17 protein-coding genes are annotated in these 18,692 nt (G+C 72.0%); 6 read left to right on the forward strand and 11 right to left on the reverse strand.

The window, feature by feature from the left end; genetic code table 11:
• Positions 1-197 precede the first annotated feature (197 nt).
• Entirely contained in the window at positions 198-1,013 is an 816-nt protein-coding gene (locus tag BZB76_RS16365; protein ID WP_121435207.1) for an isoprenyl transferase, read from the reverse strand.
• Positions 1,010-1,777, reverse strand: coding sequence for a DNA repair protein RecO (gene recO / locus BZB76_RS16370; RefSeq protein WP_121435208.1), 768 nt, complete (start codon positions 1,775-1,777; stop codon positions 1,010-1,012). The genes BZB76_RS16365 and recO overlap by 4 nt, the downstream gene beginning before the upstream one ends.
• A 185-nt stretch (positions 1,778-1,962) precedes the next feature.
• Between recO and BZB76_RS16375 the strand changes: the two genes are divergently transcribed.
• The gene (locus tag BZB76_RS16375; RefSeq protein ID WP_121435209.1) at positions 1,963-3,003 is read left to right on the forward strand and encodes a M4 family metallopeptidase; all 1,041 of its coding nucleotides are present in this window, start codon (positions 1,963-1,965) and stop codon (positions 3,001-3,003) included.
• 4 nt (positions 3,004-3,007) lie between these two features.
• Positions 3,008-3,259, forward strand: a complete 252-nt coding sequence (locus tag BZB76_RS16380) for a protealysin inhibitor emfourin (RefSeq protein ID WP_246006985.1) — start codon at positions 3,008-3,010, stop codon at positions 3,257-3,259.
• A gap of 404 nt (positions 3,260-3,663) precedes the next feature.
• On the opposite strand, the gene leuA is transcribed toward BZB76_RS16380, so the two are convergent.
• Together leuA and BZB76_RS16390 are read right to left on the reverse strand one after the other, a co-directional pair.
• Positions 3,664-5,397 carry a 2-isopropylmalate synthase gene (gene leuA / locus BZB76_RS16385; RefSeq protein ID WP_121435211.1) on the reverse strand — a complete coding sequence of 578 codons (1,734 nt, stop codon included), beginning with the start codon at positions 5,395-5,397 and terminating at the stop codon, positions 3,664-3,666.
• Positions 5,398-5,621: 224 nt separating this feature from the next.
• Positions 5,622-6,233: a hypothetical protein gene (locus BZB76_RS16390; protein WP_121435212.1), complete on the reverse strand. Its 612-nt coding sequence runs from the start codon at positions 6,231-6,233 to the stop codon at positions 5,622-5,624.
• 99 nt (positions 6,234-6,332) lie between these two features.
• On the opposite strand from BZB76_RS16390, the gene BZB76_RS16395 reads away from it, so the two are divergent.
• Positions 6,333-7,031 carry a hypothetical protein gene (locus BZB76_RS16395; protein ID WP_121435213.1) on the forward strand — a complete coding sequence of 233 codons (699 nt, stop codon included), beginning with the start codon at positions 6,333-6,335 and terminating at the stop codon, positions 7,029-7,031.
• Here the strand turns inward: BZB76_RS16395 and era are convergent.
• Positions 7,022-7,945: a GTPase Era gene (gene era, locus BZB76_RS16400; protein ID WP_121435525.1), complete on the reverse strand. Its 924-nt coding sequence runs from the start codon at positions 7,943-7,945 to the stop codon at positions 7,022-7,024. The two genes, BZB76_RS16395 and era, sit on opposite strands and share 10 nt — an antisense overlap.
• Before the next feature lie 43 nt (positions 7,946-7,988).
• Entirely contained in the window at positions 7,989-11,357 is a 3,369-nt protein-coding gene (locus BZB76_RS35295; protein ID WP_211343025.1) for an ATP-binding protein, read from the reverse strand.
• A 525-nt stretch (positions 11,358-11,882) separates the two neighbouring features.
• On the opposite strand from BZB76_RS35295, the gene BZB76_RS16410 reads away from it, so the two are divergent.
• Positions 11,883-12,218 carry a cytidine/deoxycytidylate deaminase family protein gene (locus tag BZB76_RS16410; protein ID WP_211343026.1) on the forward strand — a complete coding sequence of 112 codons (336 nt, stop codon included), beginning with the start codon at positions 11,883-11,885 and terminating at the stop codon, positions 12,216-12,218.
• Positions 12,219-12,514: 296 nt separating this feature from the next.
• Here the strand turns inward: BZB76_RS16410 and BZB76_RS16415 are convergent, their stop codons facing one another.
• From BZB76_RS16415 to BZB76_RS16430, 4 genes are all read right to left on the reverse strand, one after another.
• Positions 12,515-13,855 (reverse strand): hemolysin family protein, encoded by a 1,341-nt coding sequence (locus tag BZB76_RS16415; protein WP_211343027.1) that lies wholly within the window; start codon positions 13,853-13,855, stop codon positions 12,515-12,517.
• Entirely contained in the window at positions 13,855-14,328 is a 474-nt protein-coding gene (gene ybeY / locus BZB76_RS16420) for an rRNA maturation RNase YbeY (protein WP_121435214.1), read from the reverse strand. Before ybeY ends, BZB76_RS16415 begins: the two co-directional genes overlap by 1 nt.
• Positions 14,328-15,416 (reverse strand): PhoH family protein, encoded by a 1,089-nt coding sequence (locus BZB76_RS16425; RefSeq protein ID WP_121435215.1) that lies wholly within the window; start codon positions 15,414-15,416, stop codon positions 14,328-14,330. Before BZB76_RS16425 ends, ybeY begins: the two co-directional genes overlap by 1 nt.
• A gap of 153 nt (positions 15,417-15,569) precedes the next feature.
• Entirely contained in the window at positions 15,570-15,914 is a 345-nt protein-coding gene (locus BZB76_RS16430) for a histidine triad nucleotide-binding protein (RefSeq protein ID WP_121435216.1), read from the reverse strand.
• Between the two features lie 299 nt (positions 15,915-16,213).
• On the opposite strand from BZB76_RS16430, the gene BZB76_RS16435 reads away from it, so the two are divergent.
• The gene (locus BZB76_RS16435; RefSeq protein ID WP_117399458.1) at positions 16,214-16,801 is read left to right on the forward strand and encodes a SigE family RNA polymerase sigma factor; all 588 of its coding nucleotides are present in this window, start codon (positions 16,214-16,216) and stop codon (positions 16,799-16,801) included.
• The gene (locus BZB76_RS16440; protein ID WP_121435217.1) at positions 16,798-17,505 is read left to right on the forward strand and encodes a hypothetical protein; all 708 of its coding nucleotides are present in this window, start codon (positions 16,798-16,800) and stop codon (positions 17,503-17,505) included. The genes BZB76_RS16435 and BZB76_RS16440 overlap by 4 nt, the downstream gene beginning before the upstream one ends.
• Positions 17,506-17,888: 383 nt before the next feature.
• On the opposite strand, the gene BZB76_RS16445 is transcribed toward BZB76_RS16440, so the two are convergent.
• Positions 17,889-18,632: a 16S rRNA (uracil(1498)-N(3))-methyltransferase gene (locus BZB76_RS16445; protein WP_121435218.1), complete on the reverse strand. Its 744-nt coding sequence runs from the start codon at positions 18,630-18,632 to the stop codon at positions 17,889-17,891.
• Positions 18,633-18,692 lie beyond the last annotated feature (60 nt).

Consider the following 18,692-nt stretch of genomic DNA (forward strand, 5'->3'; position numbering starts at 1 on the left):
CGCGTCCGAAGGCAGGTTCAAGCGAAGCGAGAACCTGATCGCGCAGCGAGCCGCTAGGCGAGTCGGAGTCGATGCCAGCGATCGCACCGCAGTTCACGACGATGGAGGGCCGCCAGGCCCGAAGGAGGAGTGCACTGCAATAAACACAGCAGCGAGCCGCAGGGCGAGTCGGAGCGATGCCAGCGATCGCACGCAGTTCACGACAATGGAGGGCCGCCAGGCCCGAAGGAGGAGTGCACTGCATTGGGCACAGCTCCCCCGTAGCGGCGGTCTCTGGAGGCGTAGATTTCGCAGGCGTGCCAGAGGTGGCGGCGGTCGAAGTCGGGCCAGAGCGTGTCGAGGAAGACCATCTCCGCGTACGCCGACTGCCACAGCAGGAAGTTGGACGTGCGCTGCTCCCCGGACGAGCGCAGGAACAGGTCCACGTCGGGGATGCCGGGTTCGTCCAGGTAGCGGGCGAACACCTTCTCGGTGATCTTGTCGGGGTTGAGCCGGCCGGCCCGGACGTCGCGGGCGAGGGCCGCGGCGGCGTCGGCGATCTCGGCGCGGCCGCCGTAGTTCACGCAGAACTGGAGGGTCAGGACGTCGTTGTCGCGCGTCATCTCCTCCGCCGTCTCCAGTTCCCTGATGACGCTGCGCCACAGCCGCGGGCGGCGGCCCGCCCAGCGGACGCGGACGCCCATCGAGTGGAGCTGGTCGCGGCGGCGGCGGATCACCTCACGGTTGAAGCCCATGAGAAAACGCACCTCGTCCGGCGACCGCTTCCAGTTCTCGGTGGAGAACGCGTACGCAGACAGGTAGGGGACGCCGAGTTCGATCGCCCCCATGATCACGTCGAAGAGCGAGTCCTCGCCGCGCTTGTGCCCCTCGGTGCGGGGCAGCCCGCGCTCCTTGGCCCACCGGCCGTTGCCGTCCATGACGATGGCGACGTGCCGCGGCACCAGGTCCGCCGGGATCGGGGGTGGGACGGCGCCGTCCTGATGCGGCTCCGGAGGCGAAACGGCCCTTCTCAAACTCTCTCCCTGGTGGTGTCGTCCTCGATCGTCTCCTCGCGCTCCACATGGCGCAGGGAGCGGATCCCGTGCTCCAGATGCCACTGGAGGTAGGCGGCGATGAGGCCGCTGGTCTCCGTCCGGTGGCGCTGCTCGCTGGCGTCGGCGTACTCCCAGTCGCCGCGCAGCAGCGCCAGCATCAGGGCGAACGTCGGAGGCGCCGGGGTCGCGGCGCCCGGCTGGCGGCAGTTCGCGCAGACCGCGCCGCCCGCCGCGATGGCGAACCCGCGCAGGCCGCCGCGGTCGCCGCAGCGGCAGCACTCGTCGAGCGCGGGCGCCCACCCGGCGACCGACAGCGAGCGCAGCAGGAACGCGTCCAGGACGAGCCGCGGGTCGTGGCCGCGTTCGGCGAGCGTGCGCAGCCCGCCGACGAGGAGGAGGAACTGCCGCAGCGCGGGCTCGCCCTCCTCGCTGGTGAGCTTCTCCGCGGTCTCCAGCATCGCCGTCCCCGCGGTGTAGCGGGGATAGTCGGAGACGAGCGCCTCCCCGTACGGGCGCACCGTCTCCGCCTGCGTGATCAGGTCGAGGGAGCGCCGCTCGTACAGTTGGAGGTCCACGTGCGTGAACGGCTCCAGGCGCGCCCCGAACCGGGATCTGGTCTTACGGACTCCCTTCGCCGCGGCGCGGATCCGGCCGCCGCGCCGGGTCAGCACCGTCACGATGCGATCGGCCTCGCCCAGCTTCTGGGTGCGCAGGACGATGCCTTCGTCGCGGTAGAGGGTCACCCGTTCATTCTGACGCACGTCACCCCATGCCCCGGCGTCGAGTCGGGGCATCTCCCCACGATCTCCACAAGTCTCCCCGCCGCCTCCCGCGCGTGGCAATACGATCACGTATCGTGACCGGATTCGGCCGCGGCGTCATGAGAGAAGGCGTGGCCGGAACCCCACCGGCCTGGCAGCGTTGTGGCATGAGATGCCACATCGTGCCGCCGCACATGCTTGAGCGCCTCGCCCGCGACGCCGACGATCCGGCCCTGCGCGACCGCGCCCGCCGTACCCTGGCCCTCAGTTCGGCGCAGGCCATCGAGCGCCGGACCGCTCCCGCCACCGCTCCCTCCCCCAGCGAGGACTTCGTCCCCCACCGGACGATCAACGACGCGGAGCATCGCGAGCGGCTGCCCGGCCGGACGGTCCGGGCCGAGGGAGCGCCCGCCACCGGAGACGAGAGCGTCGACCAGGCCTACGACTGGCTCGGCGTCACCTTCGACTTCTTCGAGGCCGCGTACCGGCGCGACTCCATCGACGGCGCGGGCCTGCCGCTGGTCTCGACCGTCCACTACGGCGACGACTACGGCAACGCGTTCTGGAACGGCGAACAGATGGTCTACGGGGACGGCGACGGAACCGTGTTCACCGCGTTCACCGGGCCGCTCGACGTCACCGGCCACGAACTCACCCACGGCATCACGCAGTACACCGCGAACCTGGAGTACTACGGCCAGTCCGGCGCCCTCAACGAGTCCGTCTCGGACGTGTTCGGCTCCCTCATCAAGCAGTGGCACCTCGGGCACACCGCCGACCGGGCCGACTGGCTCATCGGTGAGGGCCTGCTCGCACCGGGCGTCCACGGCGTCGCGCTTCGCTCCCTGAAGGAGCCCGGCACCGCCTACGACGACCCGGCCCTCGGCAAGGACCCACAGCCGGCCCACATGGACCACTATGTGGAGACCTACCGCGACAACGGAGGAGTCCATCTCAATTCGGGCATCCCTAACCGTGCCTTCTACCTCGCCGCAACCGCGATCGGCGGCAACGCATGGGAGAACGCGGGCCGGATCTGGTACGACACTCTCACCGGCGGTGCTCTGGCCACCGACGTCGACTTCGCCGGGTTCGCCGCCGCGACGGTTCGCTCCGCGACCCGCCTGTACGGGACGGACTCGGTCGAGACGAAGGCGGTGAGCCGGGCCTGGACGGGGGTAGGTGTCCCCATGGAGGCGAACGGATAGCACAGTGAGAGTGACAGTCGTCCGCAGCGGGGGATTCGCGGGGATCGAACGGCGCGCCGAATCCGACAGCGCCAGTGATCCCATGCTCACCCGACTCGTCGGCCGCGTGGACCTGAGGGCGATCCCGCCACCGGGCCGAATCCCCGACCAGTTCCTGTACGAGATCGACATCGACGGCGACCGCACCACCGTCGGCGAGGCCCAACTCCACGGCCCGCTGCGCGAACTCGTCCACCACGTCCTCGGCCGCGTCTGACCACACGACCACGTCGAGCTGCGAGCGGCACGCCCGGCGCGCCGCTCGCAGCGACTCCCGGCCCGCACGGACACGGCAAGCCGAACACGCACTCGGCACCCGCCCGCCGCGCGGCCCACTCCCGAAGGCAGTTCGGGGGGCCGCAGCGAGTTGCTCCTCGCGGCTCTGCGACCCGACGTCCCAGGTCACATCACCAAGACACGAACGACAAGACCATCCCGAAGATCCAACGACTACTCAGACAAGGCAGTCCAGGACGGGCCGCGCGCAAGTCGCTGCTCGCGGCCCTCAGCGCTGGCCGGTTGGTCACATCGTCAGGACGCGGGCGGCAAGACCGGTCTTGCCACGACCCGGCGGGAGGGCCGCGGGCGGGGTGTTGCTCGCGGCCCTCGGGTCCGGTTCTGTCAGGTTGACTGGGTGCGGGCTACGCGGTTGACGGCGGACAGGATCGCCTTCAGGGAGGCGGTGACGATGTTGCCGTCGATTCCCACGCCCCAGACGGTGGTGCCGTCGCCGTCGCCGTCACCGAAGCGGACGTCGCATTCGACGTAGGCGGCGGCGCGGGCGTCGCCGCCGGCGCTCATGGCGTGTTCGGCGTAGTCCAGGACGCGGACGCCGATTCCGACGCCGGCGAGGGCGTCCTCGAACGCCGAGACGGGGCCGTTGCCGACGCCCGCGATCTCGCGGATCTCACCGTCCAGGCGGATGTCGCAGCTCAGGGCGTCCTTCTCGTCCACCCGTGACGTGGTGCGGTGGGCCAGCAGGCCGACGCGGGGGCCGCCGGTCAGGAACTCCTCCTGGAAGATGTCCCACATCAGCTCGGCGGTGACCTCGCCGCCCTCGTCGTCGGTGTGCCGCTGGACGACCCGGGAGAACTCGATCTGGAGGCGGCGCGGCAGCTCCAGGGAGTGCTCGGTCTTCATGATGTAGGCGACGCCGCCCTTGCCGGACTGGCTGTTGACGCGGATCACGGCCTCGTACGTCCGGCCGACGTCGTGCGGGTCGATCGGCAGGTACGGGACCTCCCAGCGGTACTCGTCCACCGGTACGCCGGCCGACTCGGCGTCGCGCCGCAGATGGTCCAGGCCCTTGTTGATGGCGTCCTGGTGGGAGCCGGAGAACGCGGTGTACACCAGGTCGCCGCCGTAGGGGTGCCGTTCGTGGACGGGCAGCTGGTTGCAGTACTCGACGGTGCGGCGGATCTCGTCGATGTCGGAGAAGTCGATCTGCGGGTCGACGCCCTGGGTGAACAGGTTCAGGCCCAGCGTGACCAGGCACACGTTCCCGGTGCGCTCGCCGTTGCCGAACAGGCAGCCCTCGATGCGGTCGGCGCCCGCCAGGTAGCCCAGCTCGGCGGCGGCGACGGCGGTGCCGCGGTCGTTGTGCGGGTGCAGGGACAGGATCACCGAGTCGCGGTAGGCCAGGTTCCGGCTCATCCACTCGATCTGGTCGGCGTAGACGTTCGGGGTGGCCATCTCGACGGTGGCGGGCAGGTTCACGATGACCTTGCGGTCGGTGGTGGGACGCCACACGTCGTTGACGGCGTTGCAGACCTCGACGGCGTACTCCAGTTCGGTGCCGGTGAACGACTCGGGCGAGTACTGGAAGTGGATCCGCGTGTCGCCCATGTCCTCGGCGAGCTTGGCGCACAGCTTCGCGCCCTCGACGGCGATCGCGGTGATGCCGTCGCGGTCCTGCCCGAACACGACGCGGCGTTGCAGCGTGCTGGTGGAGTTGTACAGGTGGACGATCGCCTGCCCGGCGCCGCGCAGCGACTCGAAGGTCCGCTCGATCAGCTCGGGACGGGCCTGGGTCAGCACCTGGATCACCACGTCGTCGGGGACGCGGTCCTCCTCGATGATCTGCCGGACGAAGTCGAAGTCGGTCTGGCTGGCCGCCGGGAATCCGACCTCGATCTCCTTGTAGCCCATCCGGACGAGCAGCTCGAACATCCGCAGTTTGCGGTCGGCGTCCATCGGATCGATCAGGGCCTGGTTGCCGTCGCGCAGGTCGACCGCGCACCAGCGCGGCGCCTCGGTGATGACGGTGTCAGGCCAGGTGCGGTCGGTGAGCTTGACCGGGGTGAACGGGCGGTAGCGGTGGACGGGCATACCGGAGGGTTGCTGTTGCGGATACATCCGTGGAGATCTTTCTGCTCGAACCTCGCGGCCGACGTGCACGACGCAGTCCCGCAGCGAGGGAGCCGGCCTGTTACTGGCCCCCGCTGCGGCCGCTAAGGAGGAGCAGCTCACACGACACGCTCGCCAAGTTAACAGATCGCAACGGCGGTGCGGTAACGCGGCGTCCGGATGGTGAGACGACGGACTCGCAGGTCACGCGGCCGTCGGGGCGGGTTCCGCGGTCAGCGGGCCGCTCCCTCGGTGGTCACGATCACACCCAGCGCGTAGGCGGGAGACATGCCGAGCAGGTCCGCGATGCCGTGCAGTTCCCGCCGCTGCCCGTCGCGGAGCGACCCGCCCGCGAGGCCGATCCGGACGGCCTGGGCGAGGAACCACTCCTTGGCCTCCACGCCGAGGTGGGCGCCGGCGGTGGCGACGTCCCGCTCCAGGAACGTCCGTCGCAGCGTGAGGTCGGCGTCGATGTCGTTCCCGCCGTACCCGGGGTCGCCGTAGCCGGTGACCGTCTCGGCGGCCCGGGCGCGGGCGGCCGCGTCGGCGGGGTCACCGGCGCGCAGGACCAGGGCCGCCGCCGCCCGCATCCCCGTGGCGAGGGCCTCCGCCATGTGCCGCGCGGTCGGCGTCCGCAGCACCGAGACCGGGAACCGGCCGCGGCACGTCCGGCACGCCACCGACGGTCCGAGCCGCCACAGCGGTACCACCGGGACGAAGAACACCGACACCCAGCGTCGTCCGGTTCGCCGGCGGTAGGCGCGGTCACCCCCGCACCGCGGGCAGTGGAATGTGCCCTCGCTGACCGTACGGAACACCGCCGTCAGGCCGAAAACGAGCAACACCGGGGTTCTCCTCCCATAACGGACTCGTTCCAAACTACCGACCGCCCGGCCCGCCGTGGCCTTCGTCGTCCACGCGCGCGGTGCCTTTACGCTGGGTCCATGACCGGTGACCTCGGTTCCGACGCGGGACGCGCGCGGGCGCGACCGTCCTTCCTGCCACCCGTCGACGGCTACCCGCCACCCGCCGGGGACACCGCACCCGTCGCGCCCCTGGTCACGCCACCGGGACGCGGCGCGCCCTGGATCGCGGCCATGATCGTCGCGGCCTCGGCGCTGCTGGTGTCGGCGTTCATGCCGTGGGCGCGGGCGGAGATCGTCGTCGAGCTGTTCGGCCGGCCGATCGGCCGCGACCTCGGCAGCGTGGCGGGCATCGACGCCGACGACCTGGTCCTCGCCGTCCCGGTGCTCGGGGTGGTGGCGATCGCGCTGGCCTGCGGCGATCTGGCCGGACGCGACCCGCGGATCGGGGGCCTCGCCGCGATCCCCGGCACGCTCGCCCTGCTGGTCTGCGGCCTGTTCGTGCTCCGCCTCGGCGATGTCCGCGACGACCTGCCGCGCACCGGTTTGGACGTCGGCTACCAGATCACCGTCCGCTACGGCTGGTATCTCGCGGTCATCGCGTCGCTCATGGTGATCGGGTTCAGCCTGGCCCGTCCCATCAGCGAACGGGTCTCGAGAACCCGCCCCCGACCTGAGCAGCCGCACGCGCAGTACCACGCGGGCCGGCAGTACTACACGGGCCGGCAGTACTACGCCGAGCGACCGCCGGCGGACGACCCCGGGCAGGGTCAGTCGTAGAACCCGAGCCGCCGTAGCTGTTTGGGGTCGCGCTGCCAGTCCTTGAGGACGCTGACGCGCAGGTCGAGGAACACCCTGCTGCCGAGCAGCGCCTCGATCTGCCGCCGGGCCGCGGCGCCGACCTCCCGCAACCGGGCGCCCTTGTGCCCGATGATGATGCCCTTCTGGCTGGGACGTTCCACGTACAGGTGCGCGTAGACGTCGATGAGGTCGTCGCGTCCCTCGCGGGGCGTCATCTCGTCCACGACCACGGCGATGGAGTGGGGCAGCTCGTCCCGCACGCCCTCCAGCGCCGCCTCCCGGATCAGCTCGCCGATGAGGAGCTGCTCGGGCTCGTCGGTGAGGTCGCCCTCCGGGTACAGCGGCATCCCGTCTGGCAGGTGGGAGATCAGCAGGTCGCCGACCAGGTCGACCTGGAAGCCGCGCTCCGCGGAGCACGGCACGATGTCGGCGAACTCGCCGAGCCGTCCGACCGCGAGGAGCTGCTCGGCCACCCGCTCGGGCGCGACGAGGTCGGTCTTGGTCACGATCGCGACGACCGGTGTCTTGCGCACCGACGCCAACTCCCGCGCGATGTACCGGTCGCCGGGGCCGACGGGCTGGTCGGCGGGCACGCAGAAACCGATCGCGTCGACCTCGGTCAGCGTGGACCGGACGAGGCTGTCGAGCCGTTCGCCGAGCAGCGTCCGAGGCCGGTGCAGGCCCGGGGTGTCGACGACGACGAGCTGCGCGTCCGGGCGGTGCACGATCCCCCGGATGGCCCGCCGCGTCGTCTGCGGGCGGCTGCTGGTGATCGCCACCTTGGTCCCCACCAGGGCGTTCATCAGGGTCGACTTGCCGACGTTCGGCCGACCGATGAAGCACGCGAACCCCGCCCGGTATCCCTCGGGCGCCCCTTCTCCCAGAGCCGTCACCCCCTCATTGTCGCCCACCGCCGGTGGGCTTCCGCCATTTCGGTCAGGCGGCGGGGCTGCCGGGACGGTTCAGGGCGGCCTTCGCCGTCTCGGTCCAGTGCGGGGCGCCGAAGCGTGTCGCCACGTCGGCGGCCTGACGGTAGTGGGCGGCGGCGACCTCGGTGGGACGTTCGAGGAACCGGGCGAGGTCACCGAGGATCTGCGCGACGGGGCCCAGCGTGGCCCCGGCGGTGGCGCCGCCACTGACCTGGCCCGCGTACGGGAGCAGCCCCGTGTACGCCTCCTCGGCCAGGTCGCGGTCGCCGAGCGCCATGGCGCGCATGCCGCGCAACGGCATGTTCAGGTCGAAGAAGTAGTCGGGGCGGAGCGGTTCCGCCGTGGCGACGACGTTCCTGGCCTCCGCGACGCGGCCACGACCGATGAGCGCGAGCGCGTGCACGTCCGCGGTTGACCCGACATGCGCCCACCGCTGCCGCAGCCAGGCGGTCTGCTCCACCATCTCCCCGGCCCGTCCCTCCAGGAGCCGCAGGCAGAACGTGCCGAGAAGCGTCATGCTGTGCTCGCTGGACCAGATCTGGATCTTGCCCCTGTTCTCGCCCAGCCGCGCGTACTCCCGTTCCGCCACGTCGGCGGGGGCGCCGAACGCGCGGAGCAACCCGGTCTCCCAGCGGGCGATCGCCGCCAGCAGGGGCAGACCGTACTGCTCGGCGAGCAGCGCCCCCTCCCGCAGATGCCGGTGCGCGGCGGCCTTGTCGAGCGAGGCGACCGAGGTCTGCTGCATCTGCAGGTGCGCGAGGACGCGGTAGACGCCCAGGTCGTGCTCGGTGGCGAGCTCGAGAATCTCGGCGGCGATCCGCCGTCGCTCCGCCAGGTCGTCCGCGGTCCGGTAGGCGTTGGTGTAGGCACCGTTCAACGCGACGGCGATGAGTTCCGGATCGCCGATGACGCGGGCCTGCCGGACAGCCTCCCTGGACACGGTGATCCCGCGGTCGTGCGGCTCGCCCTCCAACTCGATCGCCAGGGCGGTCAGCAGCCGGACGCGCAGCTCCGGCTCGTCGTCCGGGAGCCGGGCGAGCGCCTCCTCCACGGCGTCGACGACGGCGTCGTCGAGGATGCCGTACTCACGGCCGGTCCACAGGGTGGGAACGTCGAAGCTCGCGATGATCCGGGCGAGCAGCCGGACGTCGCCGTAGGCGCGCGCGTCGGCGATGGAGGCGAGCCGCCACTCCCGCGCGTCCATGATGTTCCCGGCGAGCGCGCAGGCGCGGATCGCGGACACCTCCGCCGCGAGCCGGTCGCCGATCGCCTCCGGCCCCTCCGCGCGGAGCGTCTCGACGACACGGATCCAGAGGTCGGCGGCCGTGCGGTGGGCGTAGCGGGCCTCGGCGGCCTCGGCGGCGCGGCGCGCGTACCGGACGGCCTTCGCCGGGTTCCCGCCCGACTCCAGGTAGTGGTGCGCGATCGCGGCGACCTCTTCCGGAGCGTGCCGTTCGAGTGCCGCGGCGACCCGTCCGTGCAGGCGGGTCCGGCGGGCCTGGGAGATCCCGTCGTAGAGCGTGTCGCGGACGAGGGCGTGGGTGAACCGCATCTGGCCGGGCCCGGGTTCGGTGACCAGGCCGCCCGCGAGGCCCGCCTCCACGGCGTCGATGACGAAGTCCTCGTCTCCGGCGAGTTCGACGAGCACACGCAGGTCGGCGCGCCGGCCGACGACGGCGGCGTCCCGCAGGACGGCCTGCGCGGACTCCGGTAACCGGGCGATCCGGCGGCGCAGCACGTCCCCGACACCGGCGGGCACCCGGCGGACGGCGGCGTGCAGCCCCTCGGCGTCGAGGAGCCGGGCCGTCTCCCGGGTGAAGAACGGGTTGCCGCCGGTCCGCTCGGCGATGAAGGACAGGTCCGCGTCGTCGACGTCGGCGGCGCAGTGGCCGCGGACCAGGACGGCGACCTCGGGCACCGACAGCCCGCCCAGATCGATGCGGACCGGCTCGTGCCGGGCGAGCGCGGCCAGCGCGGTGGCGAGCCGGCCGGGGACCTCGGTCTGCCGGAACGTGGCGACCAGCAGGACGGGACGGTCCCTCAGCCGCTCGGCGAGCCGGGCGAGCAGCGCGAGGGTCTCGTCGTCCGCCCAGTGCAGGTCGTCCAGGACGAGGAGAAGCGGCGCGGTGTCGGCGAGGCCGCTGAGATAGTCGCCGACCGCGAGGTGGAGCCGGAACCGTCCGGTGGTGGCGTCCTCGTCGGTCCGTCCGGTGACGGTGTCGTCCAGCAGCGGCCCGAGACGCGCGGCGAGGGCGGGCTCGGGCGGCGCGGCGGCGGTGAGTTCGCGCAGCAGCTCGGCCCACGGCCAGGCGGCCGGTGCCCAACCGGTCTCCGAGGCACGGCCCCACGCGCACGTCCAGTTCCGTTCGGCGAGGCCCCGGGCGAACCGTTCGGCGAGCGCGGTCTTGCCCATGCCCGCCTCCGCGGCGATGAGGACGAGGCCGCCCCGGCCGGTGACCGCGGCCTGGGCCGCGTCCTCCAGCCGCGCCAGTTCGTGGACCCGCCCGACGAACACGGCGTCGGGAGTGTCGACGGGTTCGGGCACCGGCCGGAGGAACGGACGGAGCCGGACCGGCTCCTCGACGCGATCGGGCTCACCCAGCGCGGGCGACTGGGCCAGAATGTCGGTTTCAAGGCGGCGCAGCGCGGGCCCGGGGTCGATGCCGAGTTCCTCGGTCAGCGTCGCGCGGGCGCGGCGCAAGGCGGCGAGCGCGTCGCCCTGGCGCCCGGCGCGGTAGAGGGCGAGGGCCAGCAGCCGCCACGCCTCCTCCCGCAGCGGGTTGGCCGCGGCGTACGCCTCCAGGTCGGGGACCGCCTCGGCGGCGGACGCGCGCCGCCGGGGCCGCTCCTTGAGAATCGCCTCGGCGCGCATCTCCACGGCGATACGGCGGCGTTCGTCCAGCCGGGCGGCCTCGGCGGCGGCCCACGGCAGGTCGGCGAACTCCGCGTAGGCGGGCCCGCGCCATTCGTCGAGCGCCCGCTCCGCGCGGCGGCGGGCCTGCGCCGGGTCGGCGTCCAGCAGGTCGGCGGCCTCGTCGATGAGCGCGTCGAACCGCCAGGCGTCGACATTGCCGTCCGGCAGCCGTAACGCGTACCCCGGCGGCTCGGTGACGAGGACCAGCGCCGGGGTGCGGGGCGGACGGTCAGGCTCCAGCGCACGGCGCAGGTGCGACACGAACGACTGGAGGCCCGCGGCGGCGCGGGGCGGCGCCGTCCCCGGCCAGAGGTCCTCGACGAGCCGGTCGGCGGGAACCATCTGACCCCGTGCGGCGACGAGACGGGCCAGAACCGAGCGCTGGCGAGGGCCACCGAGGTCGGCGGGAGCGCCCGCCACCTCGGCGCCGAAGGCCCCGAGCACGCGTACCACGGTCGACATTTGCCGCCAGACTAACCGGCACATGGCAGACCGTGTGGATCATCTCTCTCTTTTCCGCGTGCCCGGCCTCCCGCCCTCAGCATGATCAGCACCGACCCGAAGCCGGCTCGACCGACAACCGCCAGGTCACACCGCACACGGCCCGTCGCGGGGACGGGCCGGTCGTCGCGACGGGGCATCCGCGCGGCCGGCGAGCCCCCTTACCGCCGACGGCCGGATGATCACGACGACCGGACCCGGTCCTGAATCCCTCTGGTCGCGACGACCGGGATCCCGTGCCGGCTCCGCCCCGCACAACGCGGGCATCGCCATGGACCCCGTGAAGATCACCGACCACTCGGCGACGCGTCGGCGTATCCCCCGACCCCCGTACGCCGCCGCCCCCGTCCGGTCTACCTTCCCCGTGTCGTGAAGCGAACGGAACATCAGTTCATCTCCACGGGGTCCAACGCTTCCGAGCATCTCCGGACGACCATGCGGTTCACTTGCCGCTCACTTGCGAGCGCCTGCCCGTACGCTTGGGATGTGAGCGAGTTGAACCCCGAGGACGCGAAGATCATCACTCTGGCCAGGTCCGCCCGGGCCCGGACGGGCGCCGCCGAGGGCGCCGCCGTCCGCGACCAGACGGGCCGCACCTACGCGGCGACGAGCGTCGACCTGCCGTCCCTCAAACTCTCCGCCCTCCAGCTGGCCGTCGCGATGGCCGTGTCCAGCGGCGCCGAGAGCCTGGAGGCCGCCGCCCTCGTCACCACCGCGGAGACCGCACAGCCCTCGGACGTCACCACCGTCCGCGACCTGGGCCCCAAGGCCCCCATCCTCATCGCGGCCCCCAACGGCACCGTCCACACAACCCTCAACTGACCGAGCTTCACGGGTCGTGCGACCACGAACACCCCGCGCCAAAGGTCGCACGACCCACCGAGCCGCTCGACCGCAGCGCCACGTCGCTCCCCGCACGGTCACGAGGAACCCGAGCCGGGACACCAGGACCGCCGGGCTCACGACGGATGCCCGGAAGCCATCCGAAGCAACCCACAACACCTGGACGGCGACGGCGCCTCCACAACCTGCAACAACCGCCCCGCCCCTTTAACTCGGGCGGGACCTCAACCGACCCACCGAGCCGGTCGACGCGGCGGCACGTCACATCCGCGCGGTCACGAGGAAGCTGAGCCGTGGCGTGAGGATCGACTGGCTTGTGTCGGGTGGTTCGGGGGGTCGCCCACCCGGATGAGGACGGTGCCGACCCGGTTGCGGCGGCCCGCGATGGTCTCGGCCTTGAGGGAGAGGACCGGGCCGTCCTCGCCGGTCGTGATCTCGGCGGTGGAGCCTTCGATCGGGACACGGCCGAGCGCGTGGGCGAGCAGGCCGCCGACGGTCTCGACCTCCTCGACGTCCAGCTCGACGTCGAAGAGTTCGGCGAGGTCCTCGACGGGCAGGCGGGCGGTGACGCGGGCGGCGCCGTCGCGGAGCCAGGTGACCGGTGGGGTCTCCCGGTCGTACTCGTCGGTGATCTCACCGACGATCTCCTCCAGGATGTCCTCGATGGTGACGAGGCCCGCGGTGCCGCCGTACTCGTCGATGACGATCGCCAGATGGATGCGGCGGGCCTGCATCTCGCGGAGGAGTTCGTCGATCGGCTTGGAGTCGGGCACATAGGTGGCGGGGCGCATGACGGAGTCGACGGTCTCGACCGACTCGCCCTCGCGGTGCTCCTGGCTGCGGCGGACGATGTCCTTGAGGTAGGCGATACCGACGACGTCGTCCTCGTTCTCACCGACGACCGGGATGCGGGAGAAACCGCTGCGCAGCGCGAGCGACATCGCCTGCCGCAACGTCTTGCCGCGTTCGACGAACGCGATGTCGGTGCGCGGCACCATCACCTCGCGGACGAGGGTGTCGCCCAGTTCGAACACCGAGTGGATCATCTCCCGCTCGACCGGTTCGATCAGGCTGCGCTGCTCGGCGAGGTCGACCAGGTCGCGCAGTTCCGCCTCGGACGCGAACGGGCCCTCCCGGAAGCCCTTGCCGGGGGTGAGGGCGTTGCCGAGCAGGATCAGCAGGCGCGGCAGCGGGCCGAACACCCGGGTCACCGGGTGGATCACGGCGGCGCCGGTCAGCGCGATCCGGTCGGCGTGCTGGATGCCGAGGGTGCGGGGTCCGACCCCGATCACGACATAGCTGACCACGATCATGATCGCGGCGGCGGTGACATAGGCGCGCCAGGTCTCGTCCAGCCAGGAGATGCACAGGTCCGCGACGATCACGGTGGCGACCAGTTCGCAGCCGATGCGCAGCAGCAGCACCATGTTGACGTAGCGGGCCGGGTCGGCGACGACCTCGGCGAGCCGCCTCGCGCCGCGCCGTCCCTCCCGGACGACCTCGTCGACGGTGACGCGGGACACGCGGGCGAGCGCCGCCTCGGTGCCGGCCAGCAGCCCCGCCATGAGGATCAGCCCCACCGCCAGGGCCGCCAGCCACGCCTGCGCGGTGCTCATCAGCCGCCGCGTTTCTCCCGCCAGGAGGCCAGGAGCTCGGCCTGCAGGCCGAACATCTCCCGATGCTCCTCCGGCTCGGCGTGGTCGAAGCCGAGGAGGTGCAGGATGCCGTGCGTGCACAGCAGCTCCAGCTCGTCCCCGGCGCTGTGTCCGGCCTCCCGCGCCTGCCGCTCGGCGACCGCCGGGCACAGGACGACGTCGCCGAGCACCCCGGTGTCGGCTTCGTCGTCCTCGTCGCCGCCGGACATGTGCCCGGGGCGCAGCTCGTCCATCGGGAACGACAGCACGTCGGTGGGGCCGGGCTCGTCCATCCACTCCTCGTGCAGCTTCGTCATCGCGGCCTCGTCGACCAGCAGCACCGAAAGCTCCGCGAGCGGGTGGACGCGCATCCCGTCGAGGACGTGCCGGGACAGGCCCGCGAGGGCCTTCTCGTCCACGGGCACGCCCGACTCGTTCAGCACCTCGATGGTCACTACCGCCTCCGCTTGCGGGACCCGCCGCGGTCGGCCGCGCCCTGCTTGATCTGCGGGACGCGGGCCTCGTCGTAGCGGTTGTAGGCGTCGACGATGTCGGTGACGAGCTTGTGCCGGACGACGTCGCGGCTGTCCAGCCGGGAGAAGTGGATGTCCTGCACGCCGTCGAGGATCTCCTGGACGACGCGCAGCCCGCTCAGCTGCCCGTTCGGCAGGTCGACCTGGGTGACGTCGCCGGTGACCACGACCTTCGACCCGAATCCGAGCCGCGTCAGGAACATCTTCATCTGCTCGGGCGAGGTGTTCTGCGCCTCGTCCAGGATGATGAACGAGTCGTTCAGCGTCCGGCCCCGCATGTACGCCAGGGGCGCGACCTCGATCGTCCCGGCGGCCATCAGGCGGGGGATCGAGTCGGGGTCGACCATGTCGTGCAGCGCGTCGTACAGGGGCCGCAGATACGGGTCGATCTTCTCGTAGAGCGTTCCGGGCAGGAACCCGAGCCGCTCCCCCGCCTCGACGGCCGGACGGGTGAGGATGATCCTGTTGACCTGTTTGTCCTGCAGCGCGCGGACGGCCTTCGCCATCGCCAGATACGTCTTGCCGGTACCGGCGGGGCCGATGCCGAACACGATCGTGTGCTTGTCGATCGCGTCGACATAGCGGCGCTGGTTCAGGGTCTTCGGACGGATCGTCCGGCCCCGGCTGGACAGCACGTCCAGCGTGAGGACCTCGGCGGGACGCTCACCGGACGCGCCGCGCAGCATCGCCAGGCTGCGCTCGACGGCGTCGGGGGTGAGCTGTGTACCGCCCTTCAGCAGCTCGAACATCTCGGTGAAGAGCCGGGAGACAAGGTCGGTCTCGGTCTCGGGGCCGGTCACGGTGATCTCGTTGCCGCGGACGTGGATGTCGATGCCGTCGGCGAACGCGCGCTCGATCACGTGGAGCAGCTCGTCCCGGGAGCCGAGCAGGCTCACCATCGAATGGTCGTCCGGCACCACGATCTTGATTTGGGAGTGCGAGTCTCCCCGGTCGCCGCGCCCCGTCTGGGTGGAGGTGGGGGTGGACCTCGTGTGAGTTGATTCGACCATCAGCCCGGCCTTGCGGCCTCTCTGACCTGCCTTCTGTCTGCTCCTGGTGTCCTGGTGTACCGGTTCCATCGTACTGGCCGACCCCGGCACGACGCCGACGCATTTTTTCGCGTGCGGATCGACGGTGGGCGAGGCCCCGGGCGCGGACGTCGGTCAGCCGGGAGGCCAGTTGAGGCCACGGCCGCCGAGCACGTGCGCGTGGACGTGGAAGACGGTCTGGCCCGCCTGCGCGCCGGTGTTGAACACGACCCGGTAGCCGGTCTCGGCGACGCCCTCGTCGACCGCGACCCCGTGGGCCTCGCGCAGCAGCTCGGCGAGGAGCTCGGCGTCGGACGCGGCGAGCTCGCCGACCGTCGGGTGGTGTTCCCTGGGGATGACCAGCACATGTGTCGGCGCCTGCGGGTTGATGTCGCGGAACGCCACCGCGCCCGCCGACTCCCGGACGATCGTGGCGGGCACGTCCCCGGAAACGATCTTGCAGAACAGGCAGTCGGTCATCTGTCTCCCCTCGCAGGCGGCCTCGACCGCCCGGAGATCCTACCGAGACTTCGCGCGGAAACGGCTCGCGGCGCCCCGTACCGGTCGAGGTCCGTCGCCGATCAACCTTCGCTTCCGGGCGGCATCCGGACCGACCAATGGTTAAGGTTGTGACCTCAGGCGTGCTCCCCGGTTCGCAAGGCATTTCGGTGTGCCCGGCGGCCGGGCGCGTCGACATCCACGCCGCTCCGATGGAGCGTCCGAATGGACGGCTGGGGGACGGCAAAGGCGGCGGATAGGTGACCGAGGCAAACCAGGACATGCCCTTTCGTAAACCGAACGACGAGGGTACGCGTCCCACTGACGTGACCGAGACCCTCGTGGCCAGGGGCACGGCGGGCGCGGTGGCCGTCGCCTGGGACGCCGACCAAGCGGTGACCGCGCTCTACAGCGCCAACTACCGGTCGCTGGTCCGGCTGGCGGCCATGCTCGTCCGGGACGCGGGAACGGCCGAGGAGGTCGTCCAGGACGCGTTCGTCGCGATGCACGGCGGCTGGCGCCGTCTGCGCGACCCGGACAAGGCCCTGTCCTACCTGCGGCAGTCGGTGGTGAACCGGTCGCGCTCGGTGCTCCGGCACCGCGCCGTCGTCGAGAAGTACGCCCCGAAGGGCCTGCCGGACGCGCCGAGCGCGGAGGCCGGGGCCATCGGGGAGCTGGAGCGCTCGGCGGTGATCGACGCGCTGTCCCGACTGCCCGCGCGCCAGCGGGAGGCGCTCGTCCTGCGTTACTACGCCGACCTGTCCGAAGCGGAGATCGCCAACGCGATGGGCATCTCCCGTGGCGCCGTGAAGAGCCATACGGCGCGCGGAATGACCGCGCTACGCAACGTCCTGGAGCAGTTCTCATGACCACCCACCCCGACGACGAGCACGGCGAGACCCTCCGCCGCGCCCTGCACGCGGAGGCGGAGACGGTCACCCCCGTGGGCGACGGCCTGGAGCGCATCCGGGCCCGCATAGCCGACGGCCACGGCCGCCGGTTCGGTCTCGGACGGTTCGGCCTCGCCCGCTATGGGATGAACTTCGAACGGTTGACCGTCGACTGGGCGCGTCCCGTCCTCGCCGTGGCGGCCGCCATGGTGATCGCCGGGCTGGGCGTCACCGCACCGCAGACCATCGACCTCATCCAGCAGTCCGTCGGCAGCAACGGACCCGCCGGCGAGGGACGCGACGCCGCCGAGGGAGAGCACACCTCACCCGAGGGCGACCCGCAGTTCCCCGCCCCGCCGTCACCGGGCGTCAGCGGGGCCGGCGCGCCGAGCACCTCGCCGACACCGACGTCGACCACCTCGCCGGGGATGTCGGCCTGCCGCATCCCGCCGGCGGGCACGCCCACGCCCGCCGCGTCGCCGGGAACGCAGTCCGCGGCCGCGCCTCCGGTCACGCTGTGCCCGAGCCAGTCCCCGTCGCAGACGCCGACCACGTCGCCGCCCCCGGCCACGCCCACGCCGCCCGACCCCGATCCCACGGAGCAGCCGACGCCGTCCACCACCAGCGAGGAGCCCCGGACCTCCAACGGTGAGGAAGGCGCCCCCTCGGGCGGCGGCCCCTGACGAACGTCCGGCCGGCGGGACGGCGCGGCGTTCCCGGCGTCTCGTCAACCCGCCTCCCCTGCCAGGACCGTTTCAACGTCGATCGGGAGCACGCCGGTTCGGAACAGGACCGCCCGCGGCACGGTGGACGAGTGAGGCGCCATCGTTGCGCAGCCGTTGCCTGAGTATGCGGCGTCGGAGGAGGCGCTCAGGGACGTTGGACGGTTGTTGCGGCGGTACCACGAGGCGGTGGTGTCGTACGGGGTGCCGGAGGGGCGGTGTGGGACGGGGAGACCTCGAATCTCCGTAGCCGAGGGAGATGCCCGAGCCGGCTGATCGTTCTGCCGGACTCCTCGTCGACACGGGTGGCCGGTCGCCAACGGCGGCCCGGTGGAAGCGGCCTGTCACCAGCGGCCGGTGGCGGCCAGCAGGACCGCGGTGGCGGCGACCCCGGCCGTTGACGTGCGCAGTACGGTCGGGCCGAGGCGGGTGGGACTTCCGCCTGCGGCGGTGAAACGCTCCAGCTCGTCGTCGGTGATCCCGCCCTCGGGGCCGACCACGACCACGATGTCGCCGTCGGCGGGCGGTCGGACGGCGCTGAGCGGCGCGTCCGCCTCCTCGTGCAGGACGATCGCCAGGGACGCGGTGGCGATCCGCCCGGCCACGTCGTCGGTGGACGCCGGATCGGCGACCTCCGGCAGGCGGCTGCGTCGTGCCTGCTTCCCCGCCTCGCGGGCCGTGCCGCGCCAGCGGGCGAGCGCCTTGTCGCGGCGTTCCGGACGCCACTGGGTGACGCAGCGCGCCGCCGACCACGGGACGATCTCGTCCACCCCGACCTCGGTCATGGTCTCGACGGCCAACTCGCCCCGGTCGCCCTTCGGAAGGGCCTGGACGACCACGATGCGGGGCGACGGCGGCGGCGTCCGGTGCCGGGTCAGCACGTCCAACGTCAGGGACGCGCCGCCCTTCGCGGTGACGGCGTCGGTGACGACGCATTCGGCGAGCAGGCCGGCGCCGTCGGTCAGGTCGACGCGCTCACCGGGTCGCAGCCGCCGCACGGTCGCGGCGTGCCGCCCCTCGGGGCCGTCGAGGACGACGCGGTCGGACGCCAGCGCGTCCGTGTCGGCGAGGAACACCGGCGGGCTCATATGGCCTTCCTAGTCGCCGCGCTCTGAGGTGCCGCGGAGGCCCTCCTCGTAGGCCTCCGC

Source organism: Actinomadura pelletieri DSM 43383 (assembly GCF_003634705.1).
In the GTDB taxonomy this organism is placed as follows: Bacteria; Actinomycetota; Actinomycetes; order Streptosporangiales; family Streptosporangiaceae; genus Spirillospora; species Spirillospora pelletieri.

What these genes read in the sequence shown, in the direction of transcription:
- BZB76_RS16375 (WP_121435209.1), top strand. Translation starts at nt 1,963, where the DNA reads ATGAGATGCCACATCGTGCCGCCGCACATGCTTGAGCGCCTCGCCCGC.
- leuA (WP_121435211.1), bottom strand. Translation starts at nt 5,397, where the DNA reads ATGTATCCGCAACAGCAACCCTCCGGTATGCCCGTCCACCGCTACCGC.
- BZB76_RS16395 (WP_121435213.1), top strand. Translation starts at nt 6,333, where the DNA reads ATGACCGGTGACCTCGGTTCCGACGCGGGACGCGCGCGGGCGCGACCG.
- BZB76_RS35295 (WP_211343025.1), bottom strand. Translation starts at nt 11,357, where the DNA reads ATGTCGACCGTGGTACGCGTGCTCGGGGCCTTCGGCGCCGAGGTGGCG.
- BZB76_RS16415 (WP_211343027.1), bottom strand. Translation starts at nt 13,855, where the DNA reads ATGAGCACCGCGCAGGCGTGGCTGGCGGCCCTGGCGGTGGGGCTGATC.
- BZB76_RS16425 (WP_121435215.1), bottom strand. Translation starts at nt 15,416, where the DNA reads ATGGTCGAATCAACTCACACGAGGTCCACCCCCACCTCCACCCAGACG.
- BZB76_RS16430 (WP_121435216.1), bottom strand. Translation starts at nt 15,914, where the DNA reads ATGACCGACTGCCTGTTCTGCAAGATCGTTTCCGGGGACGTGCCCGCC.
- BZB76_RS16435 (WP_117399458.1), top strand. Translation starts at nt 16,214, where the DNA reads ATGCCCTTTCGTAAACCGAACGACGAGGGTACGCGTCCCACTGACGTG.
- BZB76_RS16440 (WP_121435217.1), top strand. Translation starts at nt 16,798, where the DNA reads ATGACCACCCACCCCGACGACGAGCACGGCGAGACCCTCCGCCGCGCC.
- BZB76_RS16445 (WP_121435218.1), bottom strand. Translation starts at nt 18,632, where the DNA reads ATGAGCCCGCCGGTGTTCCTCGCCGACACGGACGCGCTGGCGTCCGAC.